This window comes from Rhodoferax sp. SPJ4 (assembly GCF_058216275.1).
Genome location: NZ_JBYZMN010000001.1, coordinates 753,503 through 778,265, shown reverse-complemented (window position 1 = coordinate 778,265; position 24,763 = coordinate 753,503). Strand labels below are relative to the sequence as shown.

General features: G+C 66.1%; 23 protein-coding genes. 8 read left to right on the top strand and 15 right to left on the bottom strand.

Features of this window, described 5'->3' with window-relative positions; translation table 11 throughout:
- Positions 1-3: 3 nt before the first annotated feature.
- The 4 genes from AC4BAR_RS03850 to AC4BAR_RS03835 are packed head-to-tail and all read right to left on the bottom strand — an operon-like array spanning position 4 to position 4,110.
- Entirely contained in the window at positions 4-1,533 is a 1,530-nt protein-coding gene (locus AC4BAR_RS03850; protein ID WP_490626486.1) for a malonate--CoA ligase, read from the bottom strand.
- The gene (locus AC4BAR_RS03845) at positions 1,530-2,312 is read right to left on the bottom strand and encodes an enoyl-CoA hydratase/isomerase family protein (protein WP_490626485.1); all 783 of its coding nucleotides are present in this window, start codon (positions 2,310-2,312) and stop codon (positions 1,530-1,532) included. The genes AC4BAR_RS03850 and AC4BAR_RS03845 overlap by 4 nt, the downstream gene beginning before the upstream one ends.
- Before the next feature lie 10 nt (positions 2,313-2,322).
- Complete coding sequence (gene lgt / locus AC4BAR_RS03840) at positions 2,323-3,144, bottom strand: prolipoprotein diacylglyceryl transferase (RefSeq protein WP_490626484.1); 822 nt, start codon at positions 3,142-3,144, stop codon at positions 2,323-2,325.
- Between the two features lie 33 nt (positions 3,145-3,177).
- Positions 3,178-4,110 carry a LysR family transcriptional regulator gene (locus AC4BAR_RS03835; RefSeq protein ID WP_490626483.1) on the bottom strand — a complete coding sequence of 311 codons (933 nt, stop codon included), beginning with the start codon at positions 4,108-4,110 and terminating at the stop codon, positions 3,178-3,180.
- A 105-nt stretch (positions 4,111-4,215) separates the two neighbouring features.
- On the opposite strand from AC4BAR_RS03835, the gene ilvD reads away from it, so the two are divergent.
- Complete coding sequence (gene ilvD, locus AC4BAR_RS03830) at positions 4,216-5,910, top strand: dihydroxy-acid dehydratase (RefSeq protein ID WP_490626482.1); 1,695 nt, start codon at positions 4,216-4,218, stop codon at positions 5,908-5,910.
- Between the two features lie 83 nt (positions 5,911-5,993).
- Here the strand turns inward: ilvD and AC4BAR_RS03825 are convergent, their stop codons facing one another.
- Complete coding sequence (locus tag AC4BAR_RS03825; protein WP_490626481.1) at positions 5,994-6,239, bottom strand: TIGR04438 family Trp-rich protein; 246 nt, start codon at positions 6,237-6,239, stop codon at positions 5,994-5,996.
- Positions 6,240-6,354: 115 nt separating this feature from the next.
- Here AC4BAR_RS03825 and AC4BAR_RS03820 point away from each other — a divergent pair, with 115 nt between their 5' ends.
- Positions 6,355-6,663 carry a c-type cytochrome gene (locus AC4BAR_RS03820; protein ID WP_490626480.1) on the top strand — a complete coding sequence of 103 codons (309 nt, stop codon included), beginning with the start codon at positions 6,355-6,357 and terminating at the stop codon, positions 6,661-6,663.
- Positions 6,664-6,729: 66 nt separating this feature from the next.
- Here AC4BAR_RS03820 and clpB read toward each other — a convergent pair whose 3' ends face one another.
- Positions 6,730-9,336, bottom strand: coding sequence for an ATP-dependent chaperone ClpB (gene clpB / locus AC4BAR_RS03815; protein WP_490626479.1), 2,607 nt, complete (start codon positions 9,334-9,336; stop codon positions 6,730-6,732).
- Between the two features lie 184 nt (positions 9,337-9,520).
- Here clpB and AC4BAR_RS03810 point away from each other — a divergent pair, with 184 nt between their 5' ends.
- Entirely contained in the window at positions 9,521-10,087 is a 567-nt protein-coding gene (locus AC4BAR_RS03810; protein WP_490626478.1) for a hypothetical protein, read from the top strand.
- A 13-nt stretch (positions 10,088-10,100) separates the two neighbouring features.
- On the opposite strand, the gene AC4BAR_RS03805 is transcribed toward AC4BAR_RS03810, so the two are convergent.
- Genes AC4BAR_RS03805 through AC4BAR_RS03770 form a run of 8 tightly spaced genes read right to left on the bottom strand, consistent with a single transcriptional unit; the run spans position 10,101 to position 17,141 of the window.
- Entirely contained in the window at positions 10,101-10,574 is a 474-nt protein-coding gene (locus AC4BAR_RS03805; RefSeq protein WP_490626477.1) for a molybdenum cofactor biosynthesis protein MoaE, read from the bottom strand.
- A 4-nt stretch (positions 10,575-10,578) separates the two neighbouring features.
- Entirely contained in the window at positions 10,579-10,830 is a 252-nt protein-coding gene (gene moaD, locus AC4BAR_RS03800; protein ID WP_490626476.1) for a molybdopterin converting factor subunit 1, read from the bottom strand.
- Complete coding sequence (locus AC4BAR_RS03795; protein WP_490626475.1) at positions 10,827-12,092, bottom strand: molybdopterin molybdotransferase MoeA; 1,266 nt, start codon at positions 12,090-12,092, stop codon at positions 10,827-10,829. Before AC4BAR_RS03795 ends, moaD begins: the two co-directional genes overlap by 4 nt.
- The gene (gene mobB, locus AC4BAR_RS03790; RefSeq protein WP_490626474.1) at positions 12,089-12,622 is read right to left on the bottom strand and encodes a molybdopterin-guanine dinucleotide biosynthesis protein B; all 534 of its coding nucleotides are present in this window, start codon (positions 12,620-12,622) and stop codon (positions 12,089-12,091) included. Before mobB ends, AC4BAR_RS03795 begins: the two co-directional genes overlap by 4 nt.
- Before the next feature lie 56 nt (positions 12,623-12,678).
- Positions 12,679-14,175: a threonine synthase gene (locus AC4BAR_RS03785; protein WP_490626473.1), complete on the bottom strand. Its 1,497-nt coding sequence runs from the start codon at positions 14,173-14,175 to the stop codon at positions 12,679-12,681.
- 28 nt (positions 14,176-14,203) lie between these two features.
- Complete coding sequence (locus AC4BAR_RS03780) at positions 14,204-14,518, bottom strand: response regulator (RefSeq protein ID WP_490626472.1); 315 nt, start codon at positions 14,516-14,518, stop codon at positions 14,204-14,206.
- Between the two features lie 16 nt (positions 14,519-14,534).
- Complete coding sequence (locus AC4BAR_RS03775; RefSeq protein WP_490626471.1) at positions 14,535-15,869, bottom strand: homoserine dehydrogenase; 1,335 nt, start codon at positions 15,867-15,869, stop codon at positions 14,535-14,537.
- Between the two features lie 45 nt (positions 15,870-15,914).
- The gene (locus AC4BAR_RS03770) at positions 15,915-17,141 is read right to left on the bottom strand and encodes a pyridoxal phosphate-dependent aminotransferase (RefSeq protein ID WP_490626470.1); all 1,227 of its coding nucleotides are present in this window, start codon (positions 17,139-17,141) and stop codon (positions 15,915-15,917) included.
- Between the two features lie 84 nt (positions 17,142-17,225).
- Here AC4BAR_RS03770 and AC4BAR_RS03765 point away from each other — a divergent pair, with 84 nt between their 5' ends.
- The 3 genes from AC4BAR_RS03765 to AC4BAR_RS03755 all read left to right on the top strand — a co-directional run bounded on the left by AC4BAR_RS03765 (position 17,226) and on the right by AC4BAR_RS03755 (position 20,015).
- Positions 17,226-17,603 (top strand): Mth938-like domain-containing protein, encoded by a 378-nt coding sequence (locus AC4BAR_RS03765; protein WP_490626469.1) that lies wholly within the window; start codon positions 17,226-17,228, stop codon positions 17,601-17,603.
- A gap of 89 nt (positions 17,604-17,692) precedes the next feature.
- Positions 17,693-18,169: a peroxiredoxin gene (locus AC4BAR_RS03760; protein ID WP_490626468.1), complete on the top strand. Its 477-nt coding sequence runs from the start codon at positions 17,693-17,695 to the stop codon at positions 18,167-18,169.
- Between the two features lie 163 nt (positions 18,170-18,332).
- Entirely contained in the window at positions 18,333-20,015 is a 1,683-nt protein-coding gene (locus AC4BAR_RS03755) for a PhoH family protein (RefSeq protein WP_490626467.1), read from the top strand.
- A 103-nt stretch (positions 20,016-20,118) separates the two neighbouring features.
- On the opposite strand, the gene ompA is transcribed toward AC4BAR_RS03755, so the two are convergent.
- On the bottom strand, positions 20,119-20,766 hold the full coding sequence (ompA, locus tag AC4BAR_RS03750; RefSeq protein ID WP_490626466.1) for an outer membrane protein OmpA: 648 nt from the start codon (positions 20,764-20,766) through the stop codon (positions 20,119-20,121).
- Positions 20,767-20,997: 231 nt separating this feature from the next.
- Here ompA and gyrA point away from each other — a divergent pair, with 231 nt between their 5' ends.
- Positions 20,998-23,658: a DNA gyrase subunit A gene (gene gyrA, locus AC4BAR_RS03745; RefSeq protein ID WP_490626465.1), complete on the top strand. Its 2,661-nt coding sequence runs from the start codon at positions 20,998-21,000 to the stop codon at positions 23,656-23,658.
- 17 nt (positions 23,659-23,675) lie between these two features.
- Positions 23,676-24,758, top strand: a complete 1,083-nt coding sequence (gene pheA, locus AC4BAR_RS03740) for a prephenate dehydratase (protein WP_490626464.1) — start codon at positions 23,676-23,678, stop codon at positions 24,756-24,758.
- Positions 24,759-24,763 lie beyond the last annotated feature (5 nt).

Here is a 24,763-nt window from a genome sequence, read left to right as displayed (position 1 = left end):
GCCTCAGGCGAACAGCCCCTTGTGCTGTTCGCGCAGCAGGTTTTTCTGCACCTTGCCCATGGTGTTGCGTGGCAGCTCGGCCACCACCACACAGCGCTTGGGAATCTTGAAGTTGGCCAGCTGGGCCTTCAGGCTGGCCAGCATGGCATCGGGTGACAGCCGCGCGCCGGGCTTGGCGATCACCACCGCCACGCCCACCTCGCCGAAGTCCGGATGCGGCACACCCACCACCGCGCTCTCGGCCACGCCGGGCATCTCGTTGAGCACGGCCTCGATCTCGGCCGGGTAGACGTTGTAGCCACCGCTGATGATCAGGTCCTTGCTGCGGCCAACGATGGTGACGTAACCGTCGGTGTCGACCTTGCCCACATCGCCGGTCTTGAAATAACCGTCGGCGGTGAACTCCTCGGCGGTTTTCTCCGGCATGCGCCAATAGCCCTGGAAGACATTGGGGCCCCGGACCTCGATGCCACCGATCTCACCCACCGCGCAGGGCGCCCCGCCCTCACCCACCACCCGCAGGTCCACGCCGGGCAGGGCCGGCCCCACCGTGCCGCCACGGCGCTCGCCGCCGGCCCAGGGGTTGGAAGTGAGCATCGCGGTTTCGCTCATGCCGTAGCGCTCCAGGATGGTGTGACCGGTGCGGCGTTGCCACTCGGTGAAGGTCTCGATCAGCAGCGGCGCCGATCCGGAAATGAACAGCCGCATGTTGGCCACCGCTTCGCGGGTCAGCCCTGGCTCCTGCAGCAGCCGCACGTACAGCGTGGGCACCCCCATGAAGACCGTGGCGCGCGGCAGCATCTGCAGCACGGTCTGGGGCTCGAACTTGGCGCACCACAGCATGGGGCTGCCATTAAGCAGCGCACCGTGGATGGCGACAAACAGGCCGTGCACGTGGAAGATGGGCAAGGCATGAACCAGCACGTCGCCAGCCCGCCAACCCCAGAAGGTTTTCAGCACCTGGGCGTTGCTCAGCAAATTGCCGTGCGACAGCATCGCGCCCTTGCTGCGGCCGGTGGTGCCGCTGGTGTACAAAATGGCGGCCAGGTCGTCGGCCTGGCGCGGCACCACGGTGTGCTGGTCGGCGCAATGGGCGGCGCGCTGCAGCAGCGTGCCGCTGCGGTCGTCGTTGAGTGTGAACACATGGCGCACGCCGGCCTGGAAGGCCAGCTTGCTGACCCAGCCGAAGTTGCGCCCGCTGCACACCACCACCTCGGGCTCGGCGTTGCCAATGAAATAAGCCATCTCGCCGCCCTGGTAGGCGGTGTTGAGCGGCAGAAACACCAGGCCGGCACGCAAGCTCGCCAGGTAGAGCACCAGGGCCTCGACCGATTTGTCCACCTGCACCGCCACCCGGGCGCCGGGCGCCACGCCCAGCGAGGTGAACAAATTGGCCAGCATGGCGCTGCCACGCTCCAGGTCGCGCCAGCTGTAGGCCAGGCCGCGGTCGGTTTCCACAGCCACCGCGTCGAGGTCGGCCGGGAAGGCCGCACGCAGGGCGGCATAGAGGTTGTCGCTGGCAGAAGCGTTCATGGCGTGGAGAAGCGGGGTGGGCGTTTTTCTGTGAAGGCGGCAATGCCTTCGCGGTGTTCGGCGCTGTCGGCGTAACGGTAGGCGCTGGCCAGCAGCACGGCCAGTTCGGTGTCCGGCGCCGGATTGAGGGCCCGAAAAGCCTGCTTGTTGAGCCGTGCGGCCTGGGGCGCCAGCGCGGCGATGCGCTGGGCCGTGGCCTCGGCTTCGGCCGCCACCTGGTCGTCGGGCCGCAGCCGGTTCAGAAAGCCGCGCGCCTTCATCTCGGCAGCGTCCAGCACCGCGGCCTCCAGCAGCATCTCGCGGGCGGTGAGCGCGCCGGCCGCGGCGGCCACCAGCGCGGCCTCGCGCGGCGCCATCGGGAAACCGAGCTTGGCAATCGGCGCGCCAAAGCGGGCGGACACGCCAGCGATGCGCAGGTCACAGCAGCTGGCCAGCTCCATGCCGGCGCCCATGCAAACGCCGGCGATCTGTGCCACCAGCGGCAGGTCACAGTCCAGCAAGGCCTGCAGACCGCCCCAGACGTCGTTCTCATGGAAGTCGCGCAGGCCGGCCTCGCTGAAGCGAAAGTCCGGGTACTCGGAAATGTCGCCACCGGCGCAGAAATGGCCGTCGGCGCCGCGCAGCACCACACAGCGCAACCCTGGCGTCTGTGGCAAGGCCAGCGCCAGCGTGCGCAGCTGGCGCCACATGGCACGCGACATCGCGTTGCGTTTGCCCGCGTGGTGAATCGTCAGCCAGCCCACCGCGCCGTCGCGCGAAAAAACCACCTCTCCGCTCATGCGTCCCCCTTCAGACAGGGCCCAGGCGGGTGACGCGGGCCGCGCGGCGCCACAGCCACAGGCCAAACACCACCATGGGCACACACAGCCATTGCCCCATGCTCATGCCCAGGGCCAGCAGGCCCAGAAAGCTGTCGGGCTCGCGGAAAAATTCGGCGATGAAACGGAACAGGCCATAGCCGATGAGGAAGGCCGCCGCCACCCGGCCTTCGGGCCTGGGCTTGCGGGCGTACAGCCACAGCAGCACAAACAGCAACACCCCCTCCAGCAGGAACTGGTAGACCTGCGAGGGGTGGCGCGGCAATGGGGAGCCGCTCTGCGGGAACACCATGGCCCAGGGCAAATCAGCCGCAGCGAAACGGCCCCACAGCTCGCCGTTGATGAAATTGCCCACCCGACCACAGGCCAGGCCCAGCGGCACACAGGGGGCAATGTAGTCGGCCACCTGCCAGAAGGTGCGCTGGCGGGTGCGGGCAAACCAGACCATGGCCGTGATCACCCCCAGCAGCCCGCCGTGGAAACTCATGCCACCCTGCCACAGCGCAAAAATTTCCAGCGGGTGGCTGGCGTAGTAACCGGGCTTGTAGAACAGACAGTAGCCAATGCGGCCGCCCAGGATCACGCCCAGGATGCCGGCGAACATCAGGTCTTCCAGGTCGCGTGCCACCCAGGGCCGGGGCGCGTTGGTGGAGGCGAAAGGTTGGTGGCGGATGCGGCGCAGGCCGGCCCAGGTGGCCAGCGCGAACGCGGCCAGGTAGGACAGGCCGTACCAGTGCACCGCGATCGGGCCCAGTTGCAGCGCGATGGGGTTGAATTGGGGGTGGGTCAGCATGGTGGCGCGTATTGTGCCCGGACCACCCAGGGTTCAACCGCCGGCGGTGCCCGCGGCCGGGGCCAGCCGGGAGCTCACAAAGGCCAAGAAACGGGCCAGCGCCGGCACCTTGTCGGCGTCTCGCCACACCAGGCTGGTTTCGCACAGCGCCGGCTGGCGGCCGGTTTTCACCGCGCGGTAACGCACGCCGGGCCGCTGGAACTGGCGCACGCTGTCGGGCACCCAGGCCAGGCCCAGCCCGGCCGACACCAGGTTGACGATGGTCTGCATCTGGATGGCCTCCTGCGCCACCACCGGCAGCCGGCCGGCACCGTGGTACAGCCCAAACACCGCGTCGTACAGCGAGGGCGCGATGTGGCGCGGAAAAATCACCAGCGGCTGGTCCAGCACCTCGGCCAGCCGCAGCGGGGCCGCCTCGGCCAGCGGGTGCGACTCGGGCAGGGCCAGCACCAGCGGCTCGCTGGCCACCCGCAGGTGGGCCAAGCCGGCCGGCACAAAACCAGGGGCGTGCAGCACAAAGCCGGCGTCCACCTCGCCGGCCTGCAGCGCCGCTACCTGCACGTCGCCGGTGGCCTCCACCAGTTCGATCTTCACATCGGGAAACTGGCCGCGGAACAGCCGCACCCATTCAGGCAAATGCGAAAAGCCCACGGTGGACACAAAGGTCAGCCGCAGCCGGCCCAGCTCGCCGGCCGCCGCCGCCCGGGCCTGGACGGGCAATTCCCGGGCCCGGGCCAGCAGCTCGCGCACGCCCGGCAACAGCGCCTGGCCGGCGGCGGTGAGTTTGACGCTGCGTTTGGTGCGGTCGAACAGCCGCACCGCCAGCGCCGCCTCCAGGCCGGCAATGGCCTGGGTCAGCGGTGGCTGGGTCATGTGCAGCCGGGTGGCGGCCCGGCCGAAGTGCAATTCCTCGGCCAGCGCCACAAACTGCCGCCATTGGCGCAGCTCGATGGTCGTTTCTTTCATACGCCATGCATATTAATCTAACGATAAAAATAGATTGGAGTCGATTTTCCATTCGGCGCATACTTCCGCCTGCAGCAAAACCACCCCCGCCAAAGAGGCCCCGCCATGGACAAAAAAGTCATCAAAATCAACGCCCGCTCCAGCCACATCACCGAAGGCAAGTCGCGCGCCCCCAACCGCTCGATGTACTACGCCATGGGCTACGAGCAGGGCGACTTCAAGAAGCCCATGGTGGGCGTGGCCAACGGCCACAGCACCATCACCCCCTGCAACTCCGGCCTGCAAAAGCTGGCCGACGCGGCCGTGGCCGGCATCGAGGAGGCCGGCGGCAACGCGCAGATCTTCGGCACGCCCACCATCTCCGACGGCATGGCCATGGGCACCGAAGGCATGAAGTACTCGCTGGTGTCGCGTGAAGTCATCAGCGACTGCGTGGAAACCTGCGTGCAGGGCCAGTGGATGGACGGCGTGGTGGTGGTCGGCGGCTGCGACAAAAACATGCCCGGCGGCCTGATGGGCATGCTGCGTGCCAACGTGCCCGCCATCTATGTGTATGGCGGCACCATCCTGCCGGGCCGCTACAAGGACCAGGACCTGAACATCGTCAGCGTGTTCGAGGCCGTGGGCCAGAACGCCGCCGGCAACCTGAGCGACGAAGACCTGTTGCAGATCGAGCAGCGCGCCATCCCCGGCACCGGCTCCTGCGGCGGCATGTACACCGCCAACACCATGTCCAGCGCCTTCGAGGCCCTGGGCGTGTCGCTGGCCTACTCCAGCACCATGGCCAACCCGCACGACGAGAAGATGAACTCGGCCAAGGAATCGGCCCGCGTGCTGATCGAGGCCATCAAAAAAGACATCAAGCCACGCGACATCGTCACCAAGAAGGCCATCGAGAACGCGGTGGCGGTCATCATGGCCACCGGTGGCTCGACCAACGCGGTGCTGCATTTCCTGGCGATCGCCCACACCGCCGGTGTGGAATGGACCATCGACGACTTCGAGCGCATCCGCAAGCGCACCCCCGTGCTGTGCGACCTGAAGCCCAGCGGCAAGTACCTGGCGGTGGACCTGCACCGTGCCGGCGGCATCCCGCAGGTCATGAAGGTCTTGCTGAACGCCGGCCTGCTGCATGGCGACTGCCTGACCATCACCGGCCAGACGGTGGCCGAGGTGCTGAAGGACGTGCCAGATGAGCCGCGGGCCGACCAGGACGTGATCCGCCCCCTGTCCAACCCGATGTACGCCGAAGGCCACCTGGCCATCCTGAAGGGCAACCTGAGTCCCGAGGGCTGTGTGGCCAAGATCACCGGCCTGAAAAACCCGGTGATGACCGGCCCGGCCCGCTGCTTTGACGACGAGCAGTCGGCACTGCAGGCCATTCTGGACGGCAAGATCAAGGCCGGCGACGTGATGGTGTTGCGCTACCTGGGCCCCAAGGGCGGCCCCGGCATGCCCGAGATGCTGGCCCCCACCGGCGCGCTGATCGGCGCCGGCCTGGGCGAGTCGGTGGGCCTGATCACCGACGGCCGCTTCTCTGGCGGCACCTGGGGCATGGTGGTGGGCCATGTGGCGCCGGAAGCGGCGGCCGGCGGCACCATCGCCTTTGTGCAGGAAGGTGACAGCATCACCATCGATTCGCGCCAGTTGCTGCTGCAACTGAATGTGAGCGACGCCGAACTGGCCAAGCGCCGCGAAGGCTGGACGCCGCCCGCCCCGCGCTACAACCGCGGTGTGCAGGCCAAGTTCGCTTTCAACGCCTCCAGCGCCAGCAAGGGCGCGGTGCTGGACGACTATTGAACCCCTGAAAGCACAACGCAGCCCCACAGGCCGCGTTGTCGGTCTTCAGAAGCGCTGCAGCCGGCAAGGGCTGCAGCGTTTTTTCATTTGTCTTTGCGCAAATGCGGCAGGTTGGCCTTGCGCAATTTGTCGATGCGGGCCTTCGTCCGCTCGTCAATCTCGCGCGAGGCCCGCTTTTTGGTGATGCCCAGCATCGGGTCGATCAGCTCCCAGTAGACAAAGGCCAGTGCAAACGGCGCCAGCACCACCCACCAGCTCCAGGTGGCGACCACACCGAACTCCAGGTACTTCATCAGCGACAGCGCCAAGCCCAGCAACATGAAATACATGTTTCACCCCCAATCAATGTGTGCCCATTGCCAGGCTTGTCCGGCAACCCTGTCAACGGCGTTGACTACAATTTCGTTGAAGCTAGAGCGTAACCCAACCCCGGAGACACATTCCATGAAACGTGCCCTTTTGACCCTGGCTGCACTGGCAGCCGTTGCCGGCCCCGCGCTGGCCGACATGAAACTGGCCCAGGAAAAGAACTGCCTGGCCTGCCACGCGGTGGACAAAAAGGTGCTGGGCCCGTCCTACCAGGATGTGGCGGCCAAGTACGCCGGCCAAAAAGACGCGGTCGACAAGCTGGCCGTCAAGGTGCAAAAGGGCAGTTCGGGTGCCTGGGGCCCGGTGCCCATGCCCGCCAACCCCCAGGTCAATGACGCCGAAGCCAAGAAGCTGGTGACCTGGATCCTGGCCCAGAAGAAGTAAGTCTTTGCAAGCCCCACAAAAAGCCCCCGGTGGTGACACCGGGGGCTTTTTGCATGGGCGCCCGCCTCAGGCCGCCGCCGCCACCGCCTCGAAGCTGAACTGGCCGGGGGCCTGGATCGGGTCCACCCCCACCGGGATCACGCTCTTGGGCGGGAAGCGGCCCTCCAGCAGCAGCTTGGACAGCGGGTTCTCGATGCGCTGCTGGATGGCCCGCTTCAGCGGCCGGGCGCCAAACACCGGGTCGAAACCCACCTTGGCCAGCTCGGCCAGCGCCGCAGGCGACACCTCCAGCTGCAAATCCATCTTGGCCAGCCGGGCCTGCAAGGCCTGCAGCTGGATGCCGGCGATCGCCTCGATGTGGGCCGCGTCCAGCGAATGGAAGACCACGGTCTCGTCGATGCGGTTCAGGAACTCGGGCCGGAAGTGGTTCTTCAACTCGCCCCAGACCGCGTCCTTCACCTCGTCGTACTCCTGGCCCACCATGGCCTGGATCAGGTGCGAGCCGATGTTGCTGGTCATCACGATCACGGTGTTCTTGAAGTCCACGGTGCGGCCCTGGCCGTCGGTCAGCCGGCCATCGTCCAGCACCTGCAGCAGCACGTTGAACACGTCGGGGTGGGCTTTCTCCACCTCGTCGAGCAGCAGCACGCTGTAGGGCTTGCGGCGCACCGCCTCGGTCAGGTAGCCACCCTCCTCGTAGCCCACATAGCCGGGCGGTGCGCCGATCAGCCGGGCCACCGAGTGCTTCTCCATGAACTCGCTCATGTCGATGCGGACCAGGTGGTCTTCACTGTCAAACAAAAAGCCGGCCAGGGCCTTGCACAGCTCGGTCTTGCCCACGCCGGTGGGGCCCAGGAACAAAAAGGAACCGGTGGGCCGGTTGGGGTCGGACAGGCCGGAGCGCGAACGGCGGATGGCATTGGCCACCGCAGAGATGGCCTCGTCCTGGCCCACCACGCGCTGGTGCAGCTTGGCCTCCATCTGCAGCAGCTTGTCTTTTTCGCCCTGCAGCATCTTGGCCACCGGGATGCCGGTGGCACGGCTCACCACCTCGGCGATTTCTTCCGCGCCGACCTGGGTGCGCAGCAGCTTGGGCGCACTGCCAGCGCCCTTCTGGCCCTCGCTGGCCTGGGCCTGTTGCAACCGTTTTTTGAGCTCAGGCAGCTTGCCGTACTGCAGCTCGGCCACCTTGTTGAAATCGCCCTTGCGGGTGAAGCCCTCGATCTGCGAGTTGATGCGGTCAATTTCTTCCAGCACGTCCTTGGAGCCCAGGGCCTGGGCCTTTTCGCTCTGCCAGATCTCGTCGAGGTCGGAGATTTCCTTTTGCAGTTTGACGATCTCTTCCTCGATCAGCGCGAAGCGCTTCTGCGAGGCTTCGTCCTTCTCACGGCGCACCGCCTCGCGCTCGATCTGCAACTGGATCAGCCGGCGGTCGAGCTTGTCCATCACCTCGGGCTTGGAGTCCAGCTCGATCTTGATCTTGGACGCCGCCTCGTCGATCAGGTCAATGGCCTTGTCGGGCAGGAAGCGGTCGGTGATGTAGCGGTGGCTCAGCTCGGCCGCGGCCACGATGGCCGGGTCGGTGATCTGCACACCATGGTGAACCTCGTACTTCTCCTGCAGTCCGCGCAGGATGGCGATGGTGGCCTCCACCGAGGGCTCGCCAACGATGATTTTCTGGAAGCGGCGCTCCAGCGCGGCGTCTTTTTCGATGTACTTGCGATACTCGTCCAGCGTGGTCGCGCCCACGCAGTGCAGCTCGCCACGGGCCAGCGCGGGCTTGAGCATGTTGCCGGCGTCCATCGCGCCCTCGGCCTTGCCGGCGCCCACCATGGTGTGCAGCTCGTCGATGAAGACGATGGTCTGGCCCTCGTCCTTGGCCAGCTCGTTGAGCACGGTTTTCAGTCGCTCCTCAAACTCGCCGCGGAACTTGGCGCCGGCCAGCAGCGCCGCCATGTCCAGGCTCAGCACCCGCTTGCCCTTCAGCGATTCGGGCACCTCGCCGGCCACGATGCGCTGGGCCAGGCCCTCGACGATGGCGGTCTTGCCCACGCCGGGCTCGCCAATCAGCACCGGGTTGTTCTTGGTGCGGCGCTGCAGCACCTGGATGGCGCGGCGGATCTCGTCGTCGCGGCCGATCACCGGGTCCAGCTTGCCGATGCGGGCCCGCTCGGTCAGGTCGATGCAGTATTTCTTCAAGGCCTCGCGCTGGCCCTCGGCGTTGGCGTTGTCCACGCTCTGGCCGCCCCGCACGGCCTCGATGGCCGACTCCAGGCTTTTGCGGGTCAGACCCTGGCTGCGCGCCAACTGGCCCAGGTCGCCCTTGTGGTCGGCCAACGCCAGCAGGAACAATTCGCCGGCGACAAACTGGTCACCGCGCTTGATGGCCTCCTTCTCAGCGCCCTGCAGCAGGCCGGCGGTGTCGCGGCTGATCTGCACCGTGTCAGCGCCCTGCACCTGGGGCAGGCGCTTCATCGCCGCCTCGGCCGCGGTGGCCAGGCCGGCCACCTGCACGCCGGCGCGCTGCAGCAAGGCCTTGGGGCCGTCGTCCTGGCGCAGCATGGCCAGCAACAGATGGACCGGTTCGATGAAGGCGTGGTCGTTGCCCAGGGCCAGGGTCTGGGCCTCGCTCAAGGCTTCCTGGAACTTGGTGGTCAGTTTGTCGATTCGCATGGGTTCTCCGTGATCAGGTCGGCCCTCACCCCTGTGGTGGCTCGTGCAATGGGGTCTAGCTGAGGCTGTTGCCCCCGAGTTCAAGCCCAAAATGCCGAGCCCATCTTGCGCCAGCGCAAAAGGCGCTTGTTTTCAGCCACCCTGCCGACCGGCGGGCTTTGGGACGACGCCTAAAATTGTGGCCATGGACATCCACCAGCTGTCAATCAGCTATGTGCGCGAGCAAGACCGCATTCTGTTGCGCGTCAACACCAGCGAGGGCGAGGAGTTGCGCCTGTGGCTGACCCAGCGGCTGCTGAAGGGCTTGCTGCCCCATTTGGGCCATGCGGCGGCCGACCTGGAAGCCAGCTGCACCCCGCTGGCCGATCAGAGCGAGGCCAGCAAACAGCTGCTGACCGAGTTCAGGAAAGAAGAAACGCTGAAGACCGCTGATTTCAGCACCCCCTACAAGGCCGACGCGGTGACACTGCCGCTGGGCGCCGAGCCGCTGCTGGTGACCGAGGTGACGATGAAGGCGCTGGGCGCAGGCCAGCTGGAAATCAGCTTCGACGAGAAACTGCCCCACACCCCCAACCCGCGCGGCTTTCGCATGGCGGTGCAGCCGCCGCTGATGCACGGCATGATGCATTTGCTGGCCTCGGCCATCAGCGCCGCCGAGTGGCCCATCAGCCTGCCCACCAACGCCCTGCCCTCGCCGGTGCGTGACAGCCTGGACTTCACGACGGCCGAGCGGCCCAAATACCTGAATTGAGCCGCGGCGCGGCTCAGGTGTTGGGCGCGTCAATGCCCCAGCGGGCCAAGGCGGCGTCGTCGCTGACCCGGGCATCGACCCAGCGCGCACCCTCGGGGGTTTCTTCCTTTTTCCAGAACGGGGCCTGGGTTTTCAGGTAGTCCATCAGGAACTCGCAGGCCTGGTAACTCTCGCCGCGGTGGGCCGAGGTCACGGCCACCATGACCACCTGGTCCAGCGGGGCCAGCAGTCCCACCCGGTGGATGACCCGGGCACCGAAGATGTCGAAGCGCTGCAAAGCCTGGTCGATCATGGCCTCGATGGCCTTCTCGGTCATGCCAGGGTAATGCTCCAGTTCCATGGTGGTGACGGTGCTGCCGTCGTTGCGGTCACGCACCGTGCCGATGAAGCTGCAGACCGCGCCCACCCGCTTGTCGCCGGCCCGCAGCGCGGCGATCTCGTCGCTGAGGTTGAAGTCCTGAGTCTGGATGGTGACGCGTTCGGCCATGGTCTCAGCCTCCGGTGACGGGCGGGAAAAACGCCACTTCGCTGCCCTCGGCCAGCGCGGCCGATTCGTCGCTCATGACCTGGTTCAGCGCCACCCGCACCGCCTTGCCACGGGCCAGGCTCTCGGCATGGGCGCCGCCGCGGGCGATCAACTCGTCGCGCAGCGCCTGCAGCGTGGCGGCCCCGGTGGCCAGCGTTTCGCTGCCCCGGCCAATGGCCTCGCGGATGGAGGCGAAATAACGCACGGTGATGTTCATGACTGCAACTCGGAAAAAGCCAGGAAACGGACGGTGTCGCCGGGCGCGATGGCCTGGCCAGGCGGGTTGTCCACCAGGCCGTCGCCCCACACGCCGGAGGTCAACACCCCCGAACTCTGGTTGGGAAACAAATCCAGCCCGCCGGCCGCGTTGCGCCGCACCCGCAGGAACTCGCGCCGCTTGTCGGGTCGGGGCCAGGCGAAATGGGCTGGCAGGCTCACCGCCGCCGGGGCCACCGCGTCCACGCCCTGCAGGCGCAGCACAAAGGGCCGCACCAGCAGCATGAAGGTGACAAAGCTCGACACCGGGTTGCCCGGCAGGCCGATGAAATGCGCTGAACCCACCTGGCCGTAGGCAAAGGGCTTGCCCGGCTTCATGGCGATCTGCCACAGGTTGAGCTGGCCCAGCGACTGCACCGCCGGCTTGATGTGGTCTTCCTCGCCCACCGACACGCCGCCGCTGGTGAGGATGAGGTCATGGCTCTGGCTGGCGCTTTGCAGCGCCGCCACGGTGGCGTCCAGCTTGTCGGGCACGATGCCCAGGTCGGTGACCTCGCAGCCGGCACGCTGCAGCAGCGCCCGCAGGAAAAAGCGGTTGGAGTTGTAGATCGCGCCCGGTGGCATGGCCTCGGGCGGCACCGCGCCCGGCATCACCAGCTCGTCGCCGGTGGAGAACAGCGCCACCCGGGGCTTGGCCACCACGTTCAGCGCGGCCAGGCCGATGCTGGCAGCCAGGCCCAGCGCGGCCGGGCCCAACCGGCTGCCCTGGGGCAGCACCACTGCGCCACGCGCCACGTCTTCGCCGGCGCGGCGTATCCACTGGCCGGGCTGCGGCGCGGCCTTGACGGCAATGCGGGGCAAACCATCGGCACCAGCGGGCAGGGCCTCGCAGTCCTCCTGCATCACGATGCAGTCGGCGCCCTCGGGTACCGGCGCGCCAGTGAAGATGCGGGCGGCCGTGCCGGCCTGCAACGGCTGGCCGAAACTGCCGGCTGGAATGCGCTGCGACACCGCCAGGCCGTCGGCGTCTGCGGCGGCCGCGTCGGCGCAACGCAGCGCATAGCCGTCCATGGAACTGTTGTCCTGCGGCGGCACATGCAGGGCCGAGGCCACCGCCTGGGCCAGCACCCGGCCGTCGGCCTCGAAGGTCGACACCGCCTCGCTGCGGCCCAGTGGCTTGGCAAAGGCCAGCAACTCGGCCAGCGCCTCGTCGAGCGGTTTCAGCGGGGCACGGTGGGCGGGGGATGTCGGGGCGGCGGTCATGGGGCAGGCGGTTGGCGGTATTCGAAACGGCCTTGATTGTCCACCAGCCAGTCAACCAAGGCATCGGGGTTATTCAGGTCCAGCACCGGCCGCAGCGTGGGCTGGGGCAGCGCTTCGGGCGAGTCGGTGGCAATCGCCACAATGAAGTCGTCGTCCACGTAGCGCACCGGCTGGCCGGCGCTGGCGCGCCAGACCTCGACCTTCAGCAGGTCGCTGGTTTTGAAGCCTTCCACCAGCACCCAGTCCACGCCCTCGTAGAGCTCGGCGATCAGGTGGTGCACCGACAGCAGCGCCGGCTGTTCGAACTCGCGCATCAGCGCCAGCCGCTGGTCTGACGCCACCACCACCTCGAAGGCGCCGGCCTCGCGGTGGCGCCGGGTGTCCTTGCCCGGTTGGTCGATGTCGAAATCGTGGTGGGCGTGCTTGACCACCGAGACCCGCAGGCCGCGCAGCCTGAGCTGCGGGATCAGCGTCTCGACCAGGCTGGTCTTGCCCGCGCCGGAGTAACCGGCAAAGCCAACCACCTTCATGGCGTCACGCCGAGCCCGCGGTTGTGCACCGCGCGAAAAAGCAGGGCCACCGGCGCTCAGTCGCAGTGGGTGGCGATGTAGGCCTTGACCTGTTCCACATCGGCCGGCAGTTCGGCCACCCGTCGCGGCAAGGCCTCGATGCCATTGAACTTGGCCGGCCGCTCGGGCTCGCGGCCCAGGGCCTCGACGATGGTGGCAGCAAACTTGATGGGCAAGGCGGTTTCCAGCACCACCATGGGCACGCCAGGCTGGTGGTGTTCGCGGGCCACCTTCAGGCCGTCGGCGGTGTGGGTGTCGACCATCACGCCAAAACGCGCAAAGGTGTCGCGGATGGTGGCCAGCCGGTCGGCATGGGTGCTTTTGCCGCTGCGGAAGCCGTAGCGGCTGGCGGCCTGGGCAAAGGCCGGGTCGGCGCCCAGCTCGAAGCGACCCTGGCGGGCCAGTGCCGGGCCGAACAGCTCGGCGGTGCGGGCGGCGTCGCGGCCCAGCAGGTCGAACACAAAGCGCTCGAAGTTGCTGGCCTTGGAGATGTCCATCGACGGGCTGGACGTTTCGAAGGTGTCGGCGCTGCCACGCACCCGGTAGGTGCCAGTGCGGAAGAACTCGTCGAGCACGTCGTTCTCGTTGGTGGCCGCCACCAGCGTGGCGATCGGCAGGCCCATCATGCGGGCCACATGGCCGGCGCAGATGTTGCCGAAGTTGCCGCTGGGCACGGTGAACGAGACCTGTGGAAGGTTGGGGTTCGCCGCCGGGCCGCCCCAAGGCGAACCAGCCCCCTCGGGGGGCAGCGAGGACACGCCAGTGCCGAGCGTGGGGGCACCGTTGGTCGCCTGGAAGTAGCCAGCGAAGTAGTACACCACCTGGGCCATCAGGCGCGCCCAGTTGATGGAGTTGACGGTGCCGATGCGGTACTTGCGCTTGAACGCCAGGTCGTTGGAAACGGCCTTGACGATGTCCTGGCAGTCGTCGAACACACCTTCAATCGCCAGGTTGTGGATGTTGGCATCCATCAGGCTGAACATCTGGGCTTGCTGGAAAGGGCTCATGCGGCCTTGCGGCGAGGTCATGAACACCCGCACGCCCTTCTTGCCACGCATCGCGTACTCGGCGGCGCTGCCGGTGTCGCCCGAGGTGGCGCCGAGGATGTTGAGTTCTTCGCCGCGGCGGGCCAGCTCGTACTCGAACAGGTTGCCCAGCAACTGCATGGCCATGTCCTTGAAGGCCAGCGTCGGGCCGTTGGACAGGGCCTCCAGGAACAGGCCGTTCTCGAGCGGCTTCAGCGGCACGATGGCGGCGCTGCCAAACACCGCCTCGGTGTAGGTTTTGTGGCACAGCGCGCGCAGGTCATCGGCCGGGATGTCGTCGATGTACAGCGACAAGACCTCGAAGGCCAGGTCGGCGTAAGACAGGCCGCGCCAGCGGGCCAGCGTGGCGGCGTCCACCTGGGGGTAGGTTTCGGGCAGGTAGAGGCCACCGTCGGGCGCCAGGCCCTCGAGCAGGATTTCGCAGAAACGTTTGCGGTCGGCATGGCCGCGGGTGCTGAGGTATTTCACGGTTGTCTTCTCTTCGGTTCCCGGCCTGTCACAGGCCAATCGTGTACTGCCTGACGTCCAGCCAGAAGCGGCTGCCCAGCAGGGCCACAAATCCCACCACCAACACCAGCCAGTGCAGCGCCCGGTCGGTGACGTTGTCGGTGCGTTCCAGCAGGCTGAAGTAAAGCCATGCCGCCAGAAAGCTGCCCAGGCCGTTGGCCAACAGATGCCAGCGTGGCATGGCGCCGTTCAGAGCTGCCGTCACCAGCACCGCAAACCAGAAGGCCAGGTGCCAGCGCGGCAGGTCCAGATGGGCCATTTTCAGCAAGGCCGCCAGCGTCAGCGCGGCCACCAGGGTGGGCATGACCGCCTCGGGTGGCTCAGTTCAGCTCCTCTTTGCGGATGCGGGTGATGGGCGCCAGCACGGTGGGCAGGCCTTGCATTTCGGCCATGGCGGCGTTCATCGTGCCTTCGCGGGTGTCGTGGGTCAGGATGATCAGGTCGGTCTGGGTCGAGCCTTCGCCACCGACCTCATCGGCCTCGCGCTGCAGCATCGCGTCGATGCTGATGCCGGCCGAGGCCAGGATGCCGGTGACCTTGGCCAACACGCCGGCCTGGTCGGCCACGCGCAGCCGCAGGTAATAGCTGGTGACAACCTCGCTCATGGCCAGCACCGGCAGATCGCCCATGGCCGAGTCGATGCTGTCGGGCTGGAAGGCCAGGTGGGGCACACGCTGGGCGGCGTCGGCGCCGTGCAAGCGGGTGATGTCCACCAGGTCGGCGATCACCGCGCTGGCGGTGGGTTCGCTGCCCGCGCCCTTGCCGTAGTACAGCGTGGTGCCCACGGCGTCACCGTGCACCATGACGGCGTTCATCGCGCCTTCCACATTGGCGATCAGTCGCTTGGCCGGCACCAGGCTGGGGTGGACCCGCAACTCGATGCCGTTGTCGCGGCGCTTGGCAATGCCCAGCAATTTGATGCGGTAGCCCAGCTGCTCGGCGTAGCGGATGTCCTGCGCGCCGAGCTGGGTGATGCCTTCCACATAGGCTTTGTCGAATTGCACGGGGATGCCAAAAGCGATGGCGCTCATCAGCGTGGCCTTGTGGGCCGCGTCCACCCCCTCGATGTCGAAGGTGGGGTCGGCCTCGGCGTAGCCCAGTCGTTGCGCCTCCTTCAGCACCACGCTGAAGTCCAGGCCCTTGTCGCGCATCTCTGACAGGATGAAGTTGGTCGTGCCATTGATGATGCCGGCCACCCACTGGATGCTGTTGGCGGTCAGGCCTTCGCGCAGCGCCTTGATGATGGGGATGCCCCCGGCCACCGCGGCCTCGAAGGCCACCATCACGCCCTCGGCCGACGCGGCGGCAAAAATCTCGGTGCCATGCACCGCCAGCAGCGCCTTGTTGGCGGTGACCACATGCTTGCCGGCGGCAATGGCTTCCAGCACCAGGGCCTTGGCGATGCCATAGCCACCGATCAGTTCGACCACGATGTCGATCTCGGGGTTGGCAATCACCGCGCGGGCGTCGCTGACCACCTGTACATCAGGCCCCACCACGCTGCGGGCGCGCTCGACGTCCAAGTCGGCCACCATGGTGATGGCGATGCCGCGGCCGGCGCGGCGCTGGATTTCCTGCTGGTTGCGTTGCAGCACCTTGAAGGTGCCGCTGCCGACGGTGCCGATGCCGAGCAGGCCTACTTGGATGGGTTTCATGACAATTTCAGGTTCAAAACGGGCACCGGGCCCAGACAAAAAAACTCAGGCGGCGTGGCGGTTGCGGTAGCTCTCAAGGAACTTGGCCACCCGGCCAATCGCCTCGCGCAGGTCGTCCTCGTGGGGCAGGAAGACGATGCGGAAATGGTCGGGCTGCGGCCAATTGAAACCGGTGCCCTGCACCAGCATGACCCGGGTTTCCTGCAGCAGTTCGAGGAAAAACTGCGCATCGTCCTTGATCGGGTAGACCTTGGGGTCCAGCCGCGGGAACATGTACAGCGCCGCGCTGGGCTTGACGCAGCTGACCCCGGGAATGGCGGTGATCAACTCATAGGCCAGATCACGCTGGCGGCGCAGCCGGCCGCCCTCGCCCACCAGTTCGTTGATGCTCTGGTGGCCGCCCAGCGCGGTCTGGATGGCCCACTGCCCCGGCACATTGGCACACAGCCGCATGTTGGAGAGCATGTTCAGCCCCTCGATGTAGTCGCGGGCGGGCTTCTTGTCGCCCGACACCACCAGCCAGCCGGCGCGGTAGCCACAGGAGCGGTAACTCTTGGACAGCGAGTTGAAGGTCAGCGTCAGCACGTCCTCGCTGAGCGAGCCGATGGCGGTGTGCTGGACCCCGTCGTACAACACCTTGTCATAGACCTCGTCGGCCAGGATCACCAGGCCGTGTTCGCGGGCGATGGCCACAATGCCCTTGAGCAAGGCGTCGGAATACAGCGCGCCGGTGGGGTTGTTGGGGTTGATGACCACAATGCCCTTGGTGCGCGGCGTGACCTTGGCGCGGATGTCGTCCAGGTCGGGCATCCAGCCGTTGGCTTCGTCGCATTTGTAGTGCACCGGCGTGCCGCCCGACAGGCTGGCTGCGGCGGTCCACAACGGGTAGTCGGGGGCGGGCAGCAGCAACTCGTCGCCCTGGTCCAGCAGGCCGTTGGTGGCCATGACGATCAGTTCGCTGGCGCCATTGCCCAGGTAGATGTCATCCAGCGTGACACCCTTGATGCCTTGCTGCTGCGTGTAATGCATCACCGCCTTGCGCGCCGCGAAGATGCCCTTGCTGTCCGAGTAGCCGGCCGAGTTCGGCAGGTTGCGGATCATGTCCTGCTGGATTTCTTCGGGCGAATCAAAGCCGAACACCGCCAGGTTGCCGATGTTGAGCTTGATGATCTTCTGACCCTCGTCCTCCATCTGCCGGGCCTTGTCCATGATGGGACCCCGGATGTCATAGCAGACGTTGGCGAGCTTGGCGGATTTCTGGATCGTCTTCAATGTCTCTCCCGACGCAACAAGGGCGGGCCCGGCGCGGCGCGCGAGGGCGAAAACATATAATTTGACCACAGTTGCTTCTACCCCATGAAACTCCAACCCGACAAATTCGATGTGCAGGCCATCCAGGCCTACGGTCCCGGCTGGGTGAGCGTGAGTGGCGAAAAAATCACCCACAGCGTGGTGATTGGCTCCCAGGGGCAGCGCATTGCCTGGGATTGCAGCCGCTTTGACGAGCTGACCGAGGCCCACTTTGAGCAACTGGCCGGCCTGAACGCCGAACTGGTGGTGTTTGGCAGTGGTGCGGCCCTGCGTTTTCCCAAGCCGCAATGGCTCAAGGGCTTGTACAGCCGCCGGGTGGGGCTGGAAACCATGGACACCCAGGCCGCCTGTCGGACCTACAACATCCTGGCCGGCGAGGGCCGCCATGTGGTGGCTGCCCTCCTCATCGAAACGGTGGAGTGAGCGCCGAAGCGATTCAGGTTAAAATTGTGGGTTAGGGGCAAGTCGAACGCTCAGCCCCTCAACGAGCACACCACAAGAGACAGAACGCCATGGCCATCGTTGTCAACAAACCGCTGCCCGAATTCGAGGCCATCGCCACCGGCGGCCTCAAGGTGTCCAATCAGTCCCATCTCGGCAAGGTGGTGGTGCTGTACTTCTACCCCAAGGACAACACCCCTGGTTGTACCACCGAAGCCATGCAGTTTCGCGACAAGTACAAGGATTTCGTGAAAGCTGGCGCCACCGTGTTCGGTGTGTCGCGCGACAACATGAAATCGCACGACGAATTCAAGATGAAGCTGGAACTGCCGTTCGAGCTGATCGCCGACACCGAAGAAAAAATGTGCCACATGTTCGGCGTGGTCAAGAACAAGATCATGTACGGCAAAAAGGTCAAGGGCATCGAGCGCTCGACCTTCCTGATTGGTGCCGACGGCACGCTGCAACAGGAATGGCGCGGCCTGAAGGTGCCAGGCCATGTGGACGAGGTGCTGAAAGCGGTCAAGGCGCTGAAAAAAGCCGCCTGAACCGGGGCGGCGAACGGCGCTGCCAGACCGTCACCGGGGTCGTGCATAATGAATTCATGCCTCTGAGTGCAACGAACGCTCCCACCGAACAAGCCGCCCGGGCAACCTGGCGGCTTTTTTGTTTTTTGCACTGAGGATTTCCTTCCCTTCACCACCGCCCTCAATGCCCCCACTGCCCCCCGCACCGGCCAAGCGCGCCGCCATCCTCACCCCTGACGCTTACGACACCCCCGCGCGACGACCGGCCGCCAAACCCGCCAGACGCCCTGCACAAACCGATCAGACCCCACCGGCCGTGGTGAGCGCCACCGCGCCGCCGCCGGCAACCAGCAACTTGCTGGCCCCATCGGTCGCGCCGGTGGCCGAGGTCTGGGCCGACAGCCTGGCGGCCAACACCAGCCCGCGGCGCCCCGCCCGCCCCCGGACCGAGGCTGCACCCAAACGCGCTCGCCGCACCGGACCGACCAAGCTGTTCGTGCTCGACACCAATGTGCTGATGCACGACCCGATGTGTCTGTTCCGCTTCGAGGAACACGATGTCTTCCTGCCGATGATCGTGCTGGAAGAACTCGACGGCCACAAAAAGGGCATGACCGAGGTGGCCCGCAACGCCCGCCAGACCAGCCGCTCGCTGGACGCGCTGGCCGGTGGGCCGGGCGCCGACATCACCGCTGGCGTGGCCTTGGACGCCACCGGCCACAGCGGCGCCGGTGGCCGGTTGTTTTTCCAGACCCAGCAGCTGAATTACGACCTGCCCACCAGCCTGCCCCAGGGCAAGGCCGACAACCAGATCCTCGGCGTGGTGGACGCACTGCGCCAGCAACACGCGCCGCGCGAGGTCGTGCTGGTGTCGAAAGACATCAACATGCGGGTCAAAGCCCGGGCCCTGGGCCTGGCCGCCGAGGACTACCAGAACGACAAGACCCTGGAAGACGGCGACTTGCTGTATTCCGGCGCACTGGCCCTGCCGGCCGACTTCTGGCTCAAGCACGGCAAGACCGTGGAAAGCTGGCAACAGGGCAGCCACACCTTCTACCGGGTGACCGGGCCGGTGGTGCCCAGCATGATGATCAACCAGTTCGTCTACTTTGAGGCCCCGGGCGAGCCCAGCCTGTACGCCCGCGTGACCGAGATCCGTGACAAGACCGCGGTGCTGAAGACGCTGAAGGAATACAACCACCTGAAAAACGCGGTCTGGGGCGTGACCACCCGCAACCGCGAGCAGAACTTCGCGATGAATCTGCTGATGGACCCGGAGGTGGACTTCGTCACCCTGACCGGCACGGCCGGCACCGGCAAGACGCTGATGGCGCTGGCCAGCGGCCTGACCCAGGTGCTGGACGACCGCCGCTACACCGAGATCATCGTCACCCGGGCCACGGTGTCGGTGGGCGAGGACATCGGTTTCTTGCCCGGCACCGAAGAAGAAAAAATGGGCCCATGGATGGGTGCGTTGGACGACAACCTGGAGGTGCTGGGCAAGACCGACACCGCCGCCGGCGAATGGGGCCGGGCCGCCACCAACGAGTTGATCCGCAGCCGCATCAAGATCAAGAGCATGAACTTCATGCGCGGGCGCACGTTTTTGAACAAGTACGTCATCATCGACGAGGCGCAGAACCTGACGCCCAAGCAGATGAAGACGCTGATCACCCGGGCCGGCCCCGGCACCAAGATCATCTGCATGGGCAACCTGGCGCAGATCGACACGCCCTACCTGACCGAAGGCTCGTCGGGCCTGACCTACGCGGTCGACAAGTTCAAGGGCTGGCCCCACAGCGGCCACATCACGCTGGCCCGCGGCGAGCGTTCGCGCCTGGCCGACTTCGCCAGCGAGGTGCTCTGAGCCCTGACCGAGGTGTGCCCAGGCCAGGCCTGGCCACCTCGGTCAAAGTGCTTCAGACATGAAAAAACCCCGCCGAGGCGGGGTTTTTTCTGGGCGGTGCGAATTACTTCGCGGTGCGGGTACCAACCACTTCGATTTCCACGCGGCGGTTCTTGGCGCGGCCTTCGGCGGTCTTGTTGTCGGCCACAGGCTGCTTCTCGCCCTTGCCTTCGGTGTAGACGCGGTTCTTTTCCACGCCCTTGGACACCAGGTAGGCCTTGACGGCTTCCGAGCGGCGGATGGACAGCTTGTCGTTGTAAGCGTCAGAGCCGACAGAGTCGGTGTGGCCCACAGCGATGATCACTTCCAGGTTGATGCCTTGGACCTTGCCGACCAGATCGTCGAGCTTGGCCTTGCCTTCGGGCTTCAGCACAGCCTTGTCGAAGTCGAAGAAGGCGTCAGCGGCGAAAGTCACCTTGGAAGCCACGGGCGGTGCAACGACCACAGGGGCGGGAGCAGGTGCGGGGGCCGGAGCCGGTGCAGCGGCCGGAGCCGGTGCGGGGGCTGGTGCGGGCGGCACGATGGCGCCGTCGCAGCCCTTGGCGGCCGTGGCGGGCGTCCAGTTGGCATCGCGCCAGCAGAGTTCGTTGGTGCCGTTCTTCCAGACCTGTTCGGAAGACGCATTGCGCCAATTGTCAACGGTTTGTGCGCCAGCCGCGGTCAAAAAGGCGGCTGAGGCAAGCAACATCGCCACATTATTGAGTTTCTTCATGGTTCTCCTCGAGGGGGGAAAGGGCGCAGACTCGCTGCGATATTAATACGCTCCAGGTGACCACCACCCAGACCGCTGAGAGTCATTGTGCCATAGGGACTGTGACACTAAGGGGGCTGCGGGCCACCATGGAAAGCACATCCGCCCGAATCGACCCCGCTTGTTGCGCGGGAGCGACAGCCACAAGCACATAAAATGCCAGCTGCGCAAGATTCACCAAAGTTGTCCTCCATGACCCAGTTCGCCAAGGAAACCCTCCCCATCAGCCTTGAGGAGGAAATGCGGCGCAGTTACCTCGACTACGCGATGAGCGTGATCGTGGGCCGGGCCCTGCCAGACGCCCGCGACGGCCTCAAGCCGGTGCACCGCCGGGTGTTGTACGCGATGCACGAGCTGAGCAACGACTGGAACCGGCCATACAAGAAGTCGGCCCGCATCGTCGGCGATGTGATCGGTAAATACCACCCGCACGGCGACCAGTCGGTTTACGACACCATCGTGCGGATGGCGCAGGACTTCTCCATGCGGCATTTGCTGGTCGATGGCCAGGGCAACTTCGGCTCGGTCGACGGCGACAACGCCGCCGCCATGCGCTACACCGAAATCCGCCTGGCCAAGATCGCCCACGAGCTGCTGGGTGACCTGGACAAGGAAACGGTGGACTTCGGCCCCAACTACGACGGCAGCGAAAAAGAGCCGCTGGTGATGCCGGCGCGTTTCCCCAACCTGCTGGTCAATGGCTCGGGCGGCATCGCGGTCGGCATGGCAACCAACATACCGCCGCACAACCTCAACGAGGTGGTGGACGCTTGCCTGCATTTGCTGCGCCATCCCGAGGCCAGCATCGACGAGCTGATGGAAATCGTGCCGGCGCCCGACTTCCCCACCGCCGGCATCATCTACGGCATCAACGGGGTGAAAGACGGCTACCGCACCGGCCGCGGCCGGGTGGTGATGCGCGCCAAGTGCCATTTCGAAGACATCGACAAAGGCCAGCGCCAGGCCATCATCGTCGACGAGCTGCCCTACCAGGTCAACAAGAAGACGCTGCAGGAGCGCATGGCCGAGCTGGTGCACGAGAAAAAGATCGAAGGCATCAGCCACATCCAGGACGAGTCCGACAAATCGGGCATGCGCCTGGTGATCGAACTCAAGCGCGGCGAAGTGCCCGAGGTGGTGCTGAACAACCTGTACAAACAGACCCAGCTGCAGGACAGCTTTGGCGTCAACATGGTGGCGTTGATCGACGGCCAGCCGCGTTTGTGCAACCTCAAAGACCTGCTGCAGGTCTTCCTGAAACACCGCCGCGAGGTGGTGACCCGCCGCACCGTGTTCACCCTGCGCAAGGCCCGCGAACGCGGCCATGTGCTGGAAGGCCTGGCGATTGCGCTGGCCAACATCGACGACTTCATCGCCATCATCCGCAACGCACCCACGCCACCGGTGGCCAAGGCCGAGCTGATGACCCGCCCCTGGGACAGCCAGCTGGTGCGCCAGATGCTGACCCGCAGCCGCGCCGACGGCGGCGTGGTGAATGCCGACGACTACCGCCCCGACGGCCTGGAGCGCCACTTCGGTCTGGGCCAGGACGGCCTGTACCGCCTCAGCGAAACCCAGGCCCAGGAAATCCTGCAGATGCGTCTGCAACGCCTGACCGGCCTGGAGCAGGACAAAATCGTCGGTGAATACAAAGAGGTGATGGCCGAGATCGACGACCTGCTGGACATCTTGGCCCGGCCGGAACGCGTGTCCACCATCATTGGTGACGAGCTGTCGCACATCAAACAGGAGTTCGGCCAGACCAAGCTGGGCGCGCGCCGCAGCGTCATCGAGCACAGCTCCTATGACCTCAGCACCGAAGACCTGATCACGCCCACCGACATGGTGGTCACACTCAGTCACAGCGGTTACATCAAGAGTCAACCGCTCAGTGAGTACCGGGCGCAAAAACGTGGCGGCCGTGGCAAACAGGCCACCGCCACCAAGGAAGACGACTGGGTCGACCAGCTCTTCATCGCCAACACCCACGACTACATCCTGTGCTTCTCCAACCGCGGCCGGCTGTACTGGCTCAAGGTCTGGGAGGTGCCCACCGGTTCACGCGGCTCACGTGGTCGGCCCATCGTCAACATGTTCCCGCTGCAAGAGGGCGAGAAGATCAACGTGGTGTTGCCGCTGACCGGCGAGAAGCGCAGCTTCCCGGCCGACCAGTTCGTCTTCATGGCCACCTCCATGGGCACGGTCAAGAAGACCGCGCTGGACGAGTTCAACAACCCGCGCAAGGGCGGCATCATCGCCGTCAACCTGGACGAAGGCGACTTCCTGATTGGCGCGGCACTGACCGACGGCCAGCACGATGTGATGTTGTTCAGCGACGGCGGCAAGGCCGTGCGCTTTGACGAAAATGACGTGCGCCCGCTGGGCCGCAACGCCCGCGGCGTGCGCGGCATGACCATCGAAGACGGCCAGAGCGTCATCGCCATGCTGGTGGCCGAGGACGAGCAGCAAAGTGTGCTCACCGCCACCGTCAACGGCTATGGCAAGCGCACGCCCATCACCGAATACACCCGCCATGGCCGCGGTACCAAGGGCATGATCGCGATCCAGCAAAGCGAGCGCAACGGCAAGGTCGTGGCCGCCACGCTGGTCCATGCCGACGACGAGATCATGCTGATCACCGACAAGGGTGTGCTGGTGCGCACCCGGGTCAGTGAAATCCGTGAGCTGGGCCGCGCCACCCAGGGCGTGACACTGATCTCGCTGGACGCCGGCACCCAGCTCAGCGGCCTGCAGCGCATCGTTGAAAACGACGCCAACGCAGTGCTCAATGGCAGCGACGAGGACAACGAAGGCGCGGCCGACGCCGCCCCGGATGCCGAGGCCCAGGACTGAGCAGGCCACCGCCCTTTATGACCAAGACCCTGTCTGAACTGCGCGTGGGCATCGACGCGCTGGACCTCGAGATCCTGCAACTGCTGAGCCGGCGCGCCGCGCTGGCCAACGAGGTCGGTGAAATCAAGCGCGCCGAAGGCTCGGCGGTGTTCCGACCCGAGCGCGAGCTGCAGGTCATTGAGGCCATGCAGCAAGCCAACCCCGGGCCGCTGAAGAACAGCAGCCTGGCGCCGATCTGGCGCGAGATCATGTCGGCCTGCCGGGCCCTGGAAGCGCCGCAGCGGGTGGCCTACCTGGGCCCCACCGGCACCTTCAGCCAGCAGGCCGCGCTGCAGTTTTTCGGCAGCAGCATCGAGCCCGTGGTCTGCGCCAGCATCGACGAGGTGTTCCATGCCACCGCCGCCGGCCGGGCCGACTTCGGCATCGCCCCGGTGGAGAACTCCACCGAGGGCATGGTCTCGCGTTCGCTGGACCTGCTGCGTGACTCGCCGCTGCACATCGTCGGTGAAACCAGTCTGCTGATCCGCCACCACCTGCTGCGCAGCAGCCCGTCGCTGGACGGCATCGAGGTGGTGCTGGCCCATCCGCAGGCGCTGGCCCAGTGCCAGCAATGGCTCAACACCCATTTGCCCCATGCCGAGCGGCGCGCCGCGGCCAGCAACGCCGAAGGCGCCCAGCTGGCGGCCAGCCACCCGAACTGGGCCGGCATTGCCAGCGAACGTGCGGCCAGCGCGTACGGCCTGCATGTGGTGGCCCACGCCATCCAGGACGACGCCCACAACCGCACCCGCTTTGCCGCCATCTGTTTGCCGCAGACCCTGGCCGCGCCCCAGGCGTCGGGCCGGGACTGCATCAGCGTGGTGCTGTCGGTGCCCAACCAGCCCGGCGCCGTGCACGACCTGCTGGCGCCGCTGAAACAGCACGGCGTGTCCATGACCCGCTTCGAGTCGCGGCCCGCCCGGTCCGGCCAGTGGGAGTACTACTTCTACATCGACATCCAGGGCCACCCCTCGCAGCCCCCGGTAGCCGCCGCGCTGGCCGCGCTGAAGGCCCAAAGCGCCTTCTACAAGGTGCTGGGCATTTACCCGGTCAGCGAATGAACGCA

What these genes read in the sequence shown, in the direction of transcription:
- lgt (WP_490626484.1), bottom strand. Translation starts at nt 3,144, where the DNA reads ATGCTGACCCACCCCCAATTCAACCCCATCGCGCTGCAACTGGGCCCG.
- moaD (WP_490626476.1), bottom strand. Translation starts at nt 10,830, where the DNA reads ATGAACATCACCGTGCGTTATTTCGCCTCCATCCGCGAGGCCATTGGC.
- AC4BAR_RS03835 (WP_490626483.1), bottom strand. Translation starts at nt 4,110, where the DNA reads ATGAAAGAAACGACCATCGAGCTGCGCCAATGGCGGCAGTTTGTGGCG.
- ilvD (WP_490626482.1), top strand. Translation starts at nt 4,216, where the DNA reads ATGGACAAAAAAGTCATCAAAATCAACGCCCGCTCCAGCCACATCACC.
- AC4BAR_RS03780 (WP_490626472.1), bottom strand. Translation starts at nt 14,518, where the DNA reads ATGCCCACCCTGGTGGCCGCGCTGACGCTGGCGGCCTTGCTGAAAATG.
- AC4BAR_RS03765 (WP_490626469.1), top strand. Translation starts at nt 17,226, where the DNA reads ATGAAACTCCAACCCGACAAATTCGATGTGCAGGCCATCCAGGCCTAC.
- AC4BAR_RS03760 (WP_490626468.1), top strand. Translation starts at nt 17,693, where the DNA reads ATGGCCATCGTTGTCAACAAACCGCTGCCCGAATTCGAGGCCATCGCC.
- AC4BAR_RS03755 (WP_490626467.1), top strand. Translation starts at nt 18,333, where the DNA reads ATGCCCCCACTGCCCCCCGCACCGGCCAAGCGCGCCGCCATCCTCACC.
- gyrA (WP_490626465.1), top strand. Translation starts at nt 20,998, where the DNA reads ATGACCCAGTTCGCCAAGGAAACCCTCCCCATCAGCCTTGAGGAGGAA.
- AC4BAR_RS03845 (WP_490626485.1), bottom strand. Translation starts at nt 2,312, where the DNA reads ATGAGCGGAGAGGTGGTTTTTTCGCGCGACGGCGCGGTGGGCTGGCTG.
- AC4BAR_RS03825 (WP_490626481.1), bottom strand. Translation starts at nt 6,239, where the DNA reads ATGTATTTCATGTTGCTGGGCTTGGCGCTGTCGCTGATGAAGTACCTG.
- AC4BAR_RS03820 (WP_490626480.1), top strand. Translation starts at nt 6,355, where the DNA reads ATGAAACGTGCCCTTTTGACCCTGGCTGCACTGGCAGCCGTTGCCGGC.
- clpB (WP_490626479.1), bottom strand. Translation starts at nt 9,336, where the DNA reads ATGCGAATCGACAAACTGACCACCAAGTTCCAGGAAGCCTTGAGCGAG.
- AC4BAR_RS03850 (WP_490626486.1), bottom strand. Translation starts at nt 1,533, where the DNA reads ATGAACGCTTCTGCCAGCGACAACCTCTATGCCGCCCTGCGTGCGGCC.
- pheA (WP_490626464.1), top strand. Translation starts at nt 23,676, where the DNA reads ATGACCAAGACCCTGTCTGAACTGCGCGTGGGCATCGACGCGCTGGAC.
- AC4BAR_RS03810 (WP_490626478.1), top strand. Translation starts at nt 9,521, where the DNA reads ATGGACATCCACCAGCTGTCAATCAGCTATGTGCGCGAGCAAGACCGC.
- AC4BAR_RS03805 (WP_490626477.1), bottom strand. Translation starts at nt 10,574, where the DNA reads ATGGCCGAACGCGTCACCATCCAGACTCAGGACTTCAACCTCAGCGAC.
- AC4BAR_RS03795 (WP_490626475.1), bottom strand. Translation starts at nt 12,092, where the DNA reads ATGACCGCCGCCCCGACATCCCCCGCCCACCGTGCCCCGCTGAAACCG.
- AC4BAR_RS03775 (WP_490626471.1), bottom strand. Translation starts at nt 15,869, where the DNA reads ATGAAACCCATCCAAGTAGGCCTGCTCGGCATCGGCACCGTCGGCAGC.
- ompA (WP_490626466.1), bottom strand. Translation starts at nt 20,766, where the DNA reads ATGAAGAAACTCAATAATGTGGCGATGTTGCTTGCCTCAGCCGCCTTT.
- mobB (WP_490626474.1), bottom strand. Translation starts at nt 12,622, where the DNA reads ATGAAGGTGGTTGGCTTTGCCGGTTACTCCGGCGCGGGCAAGACCAGC.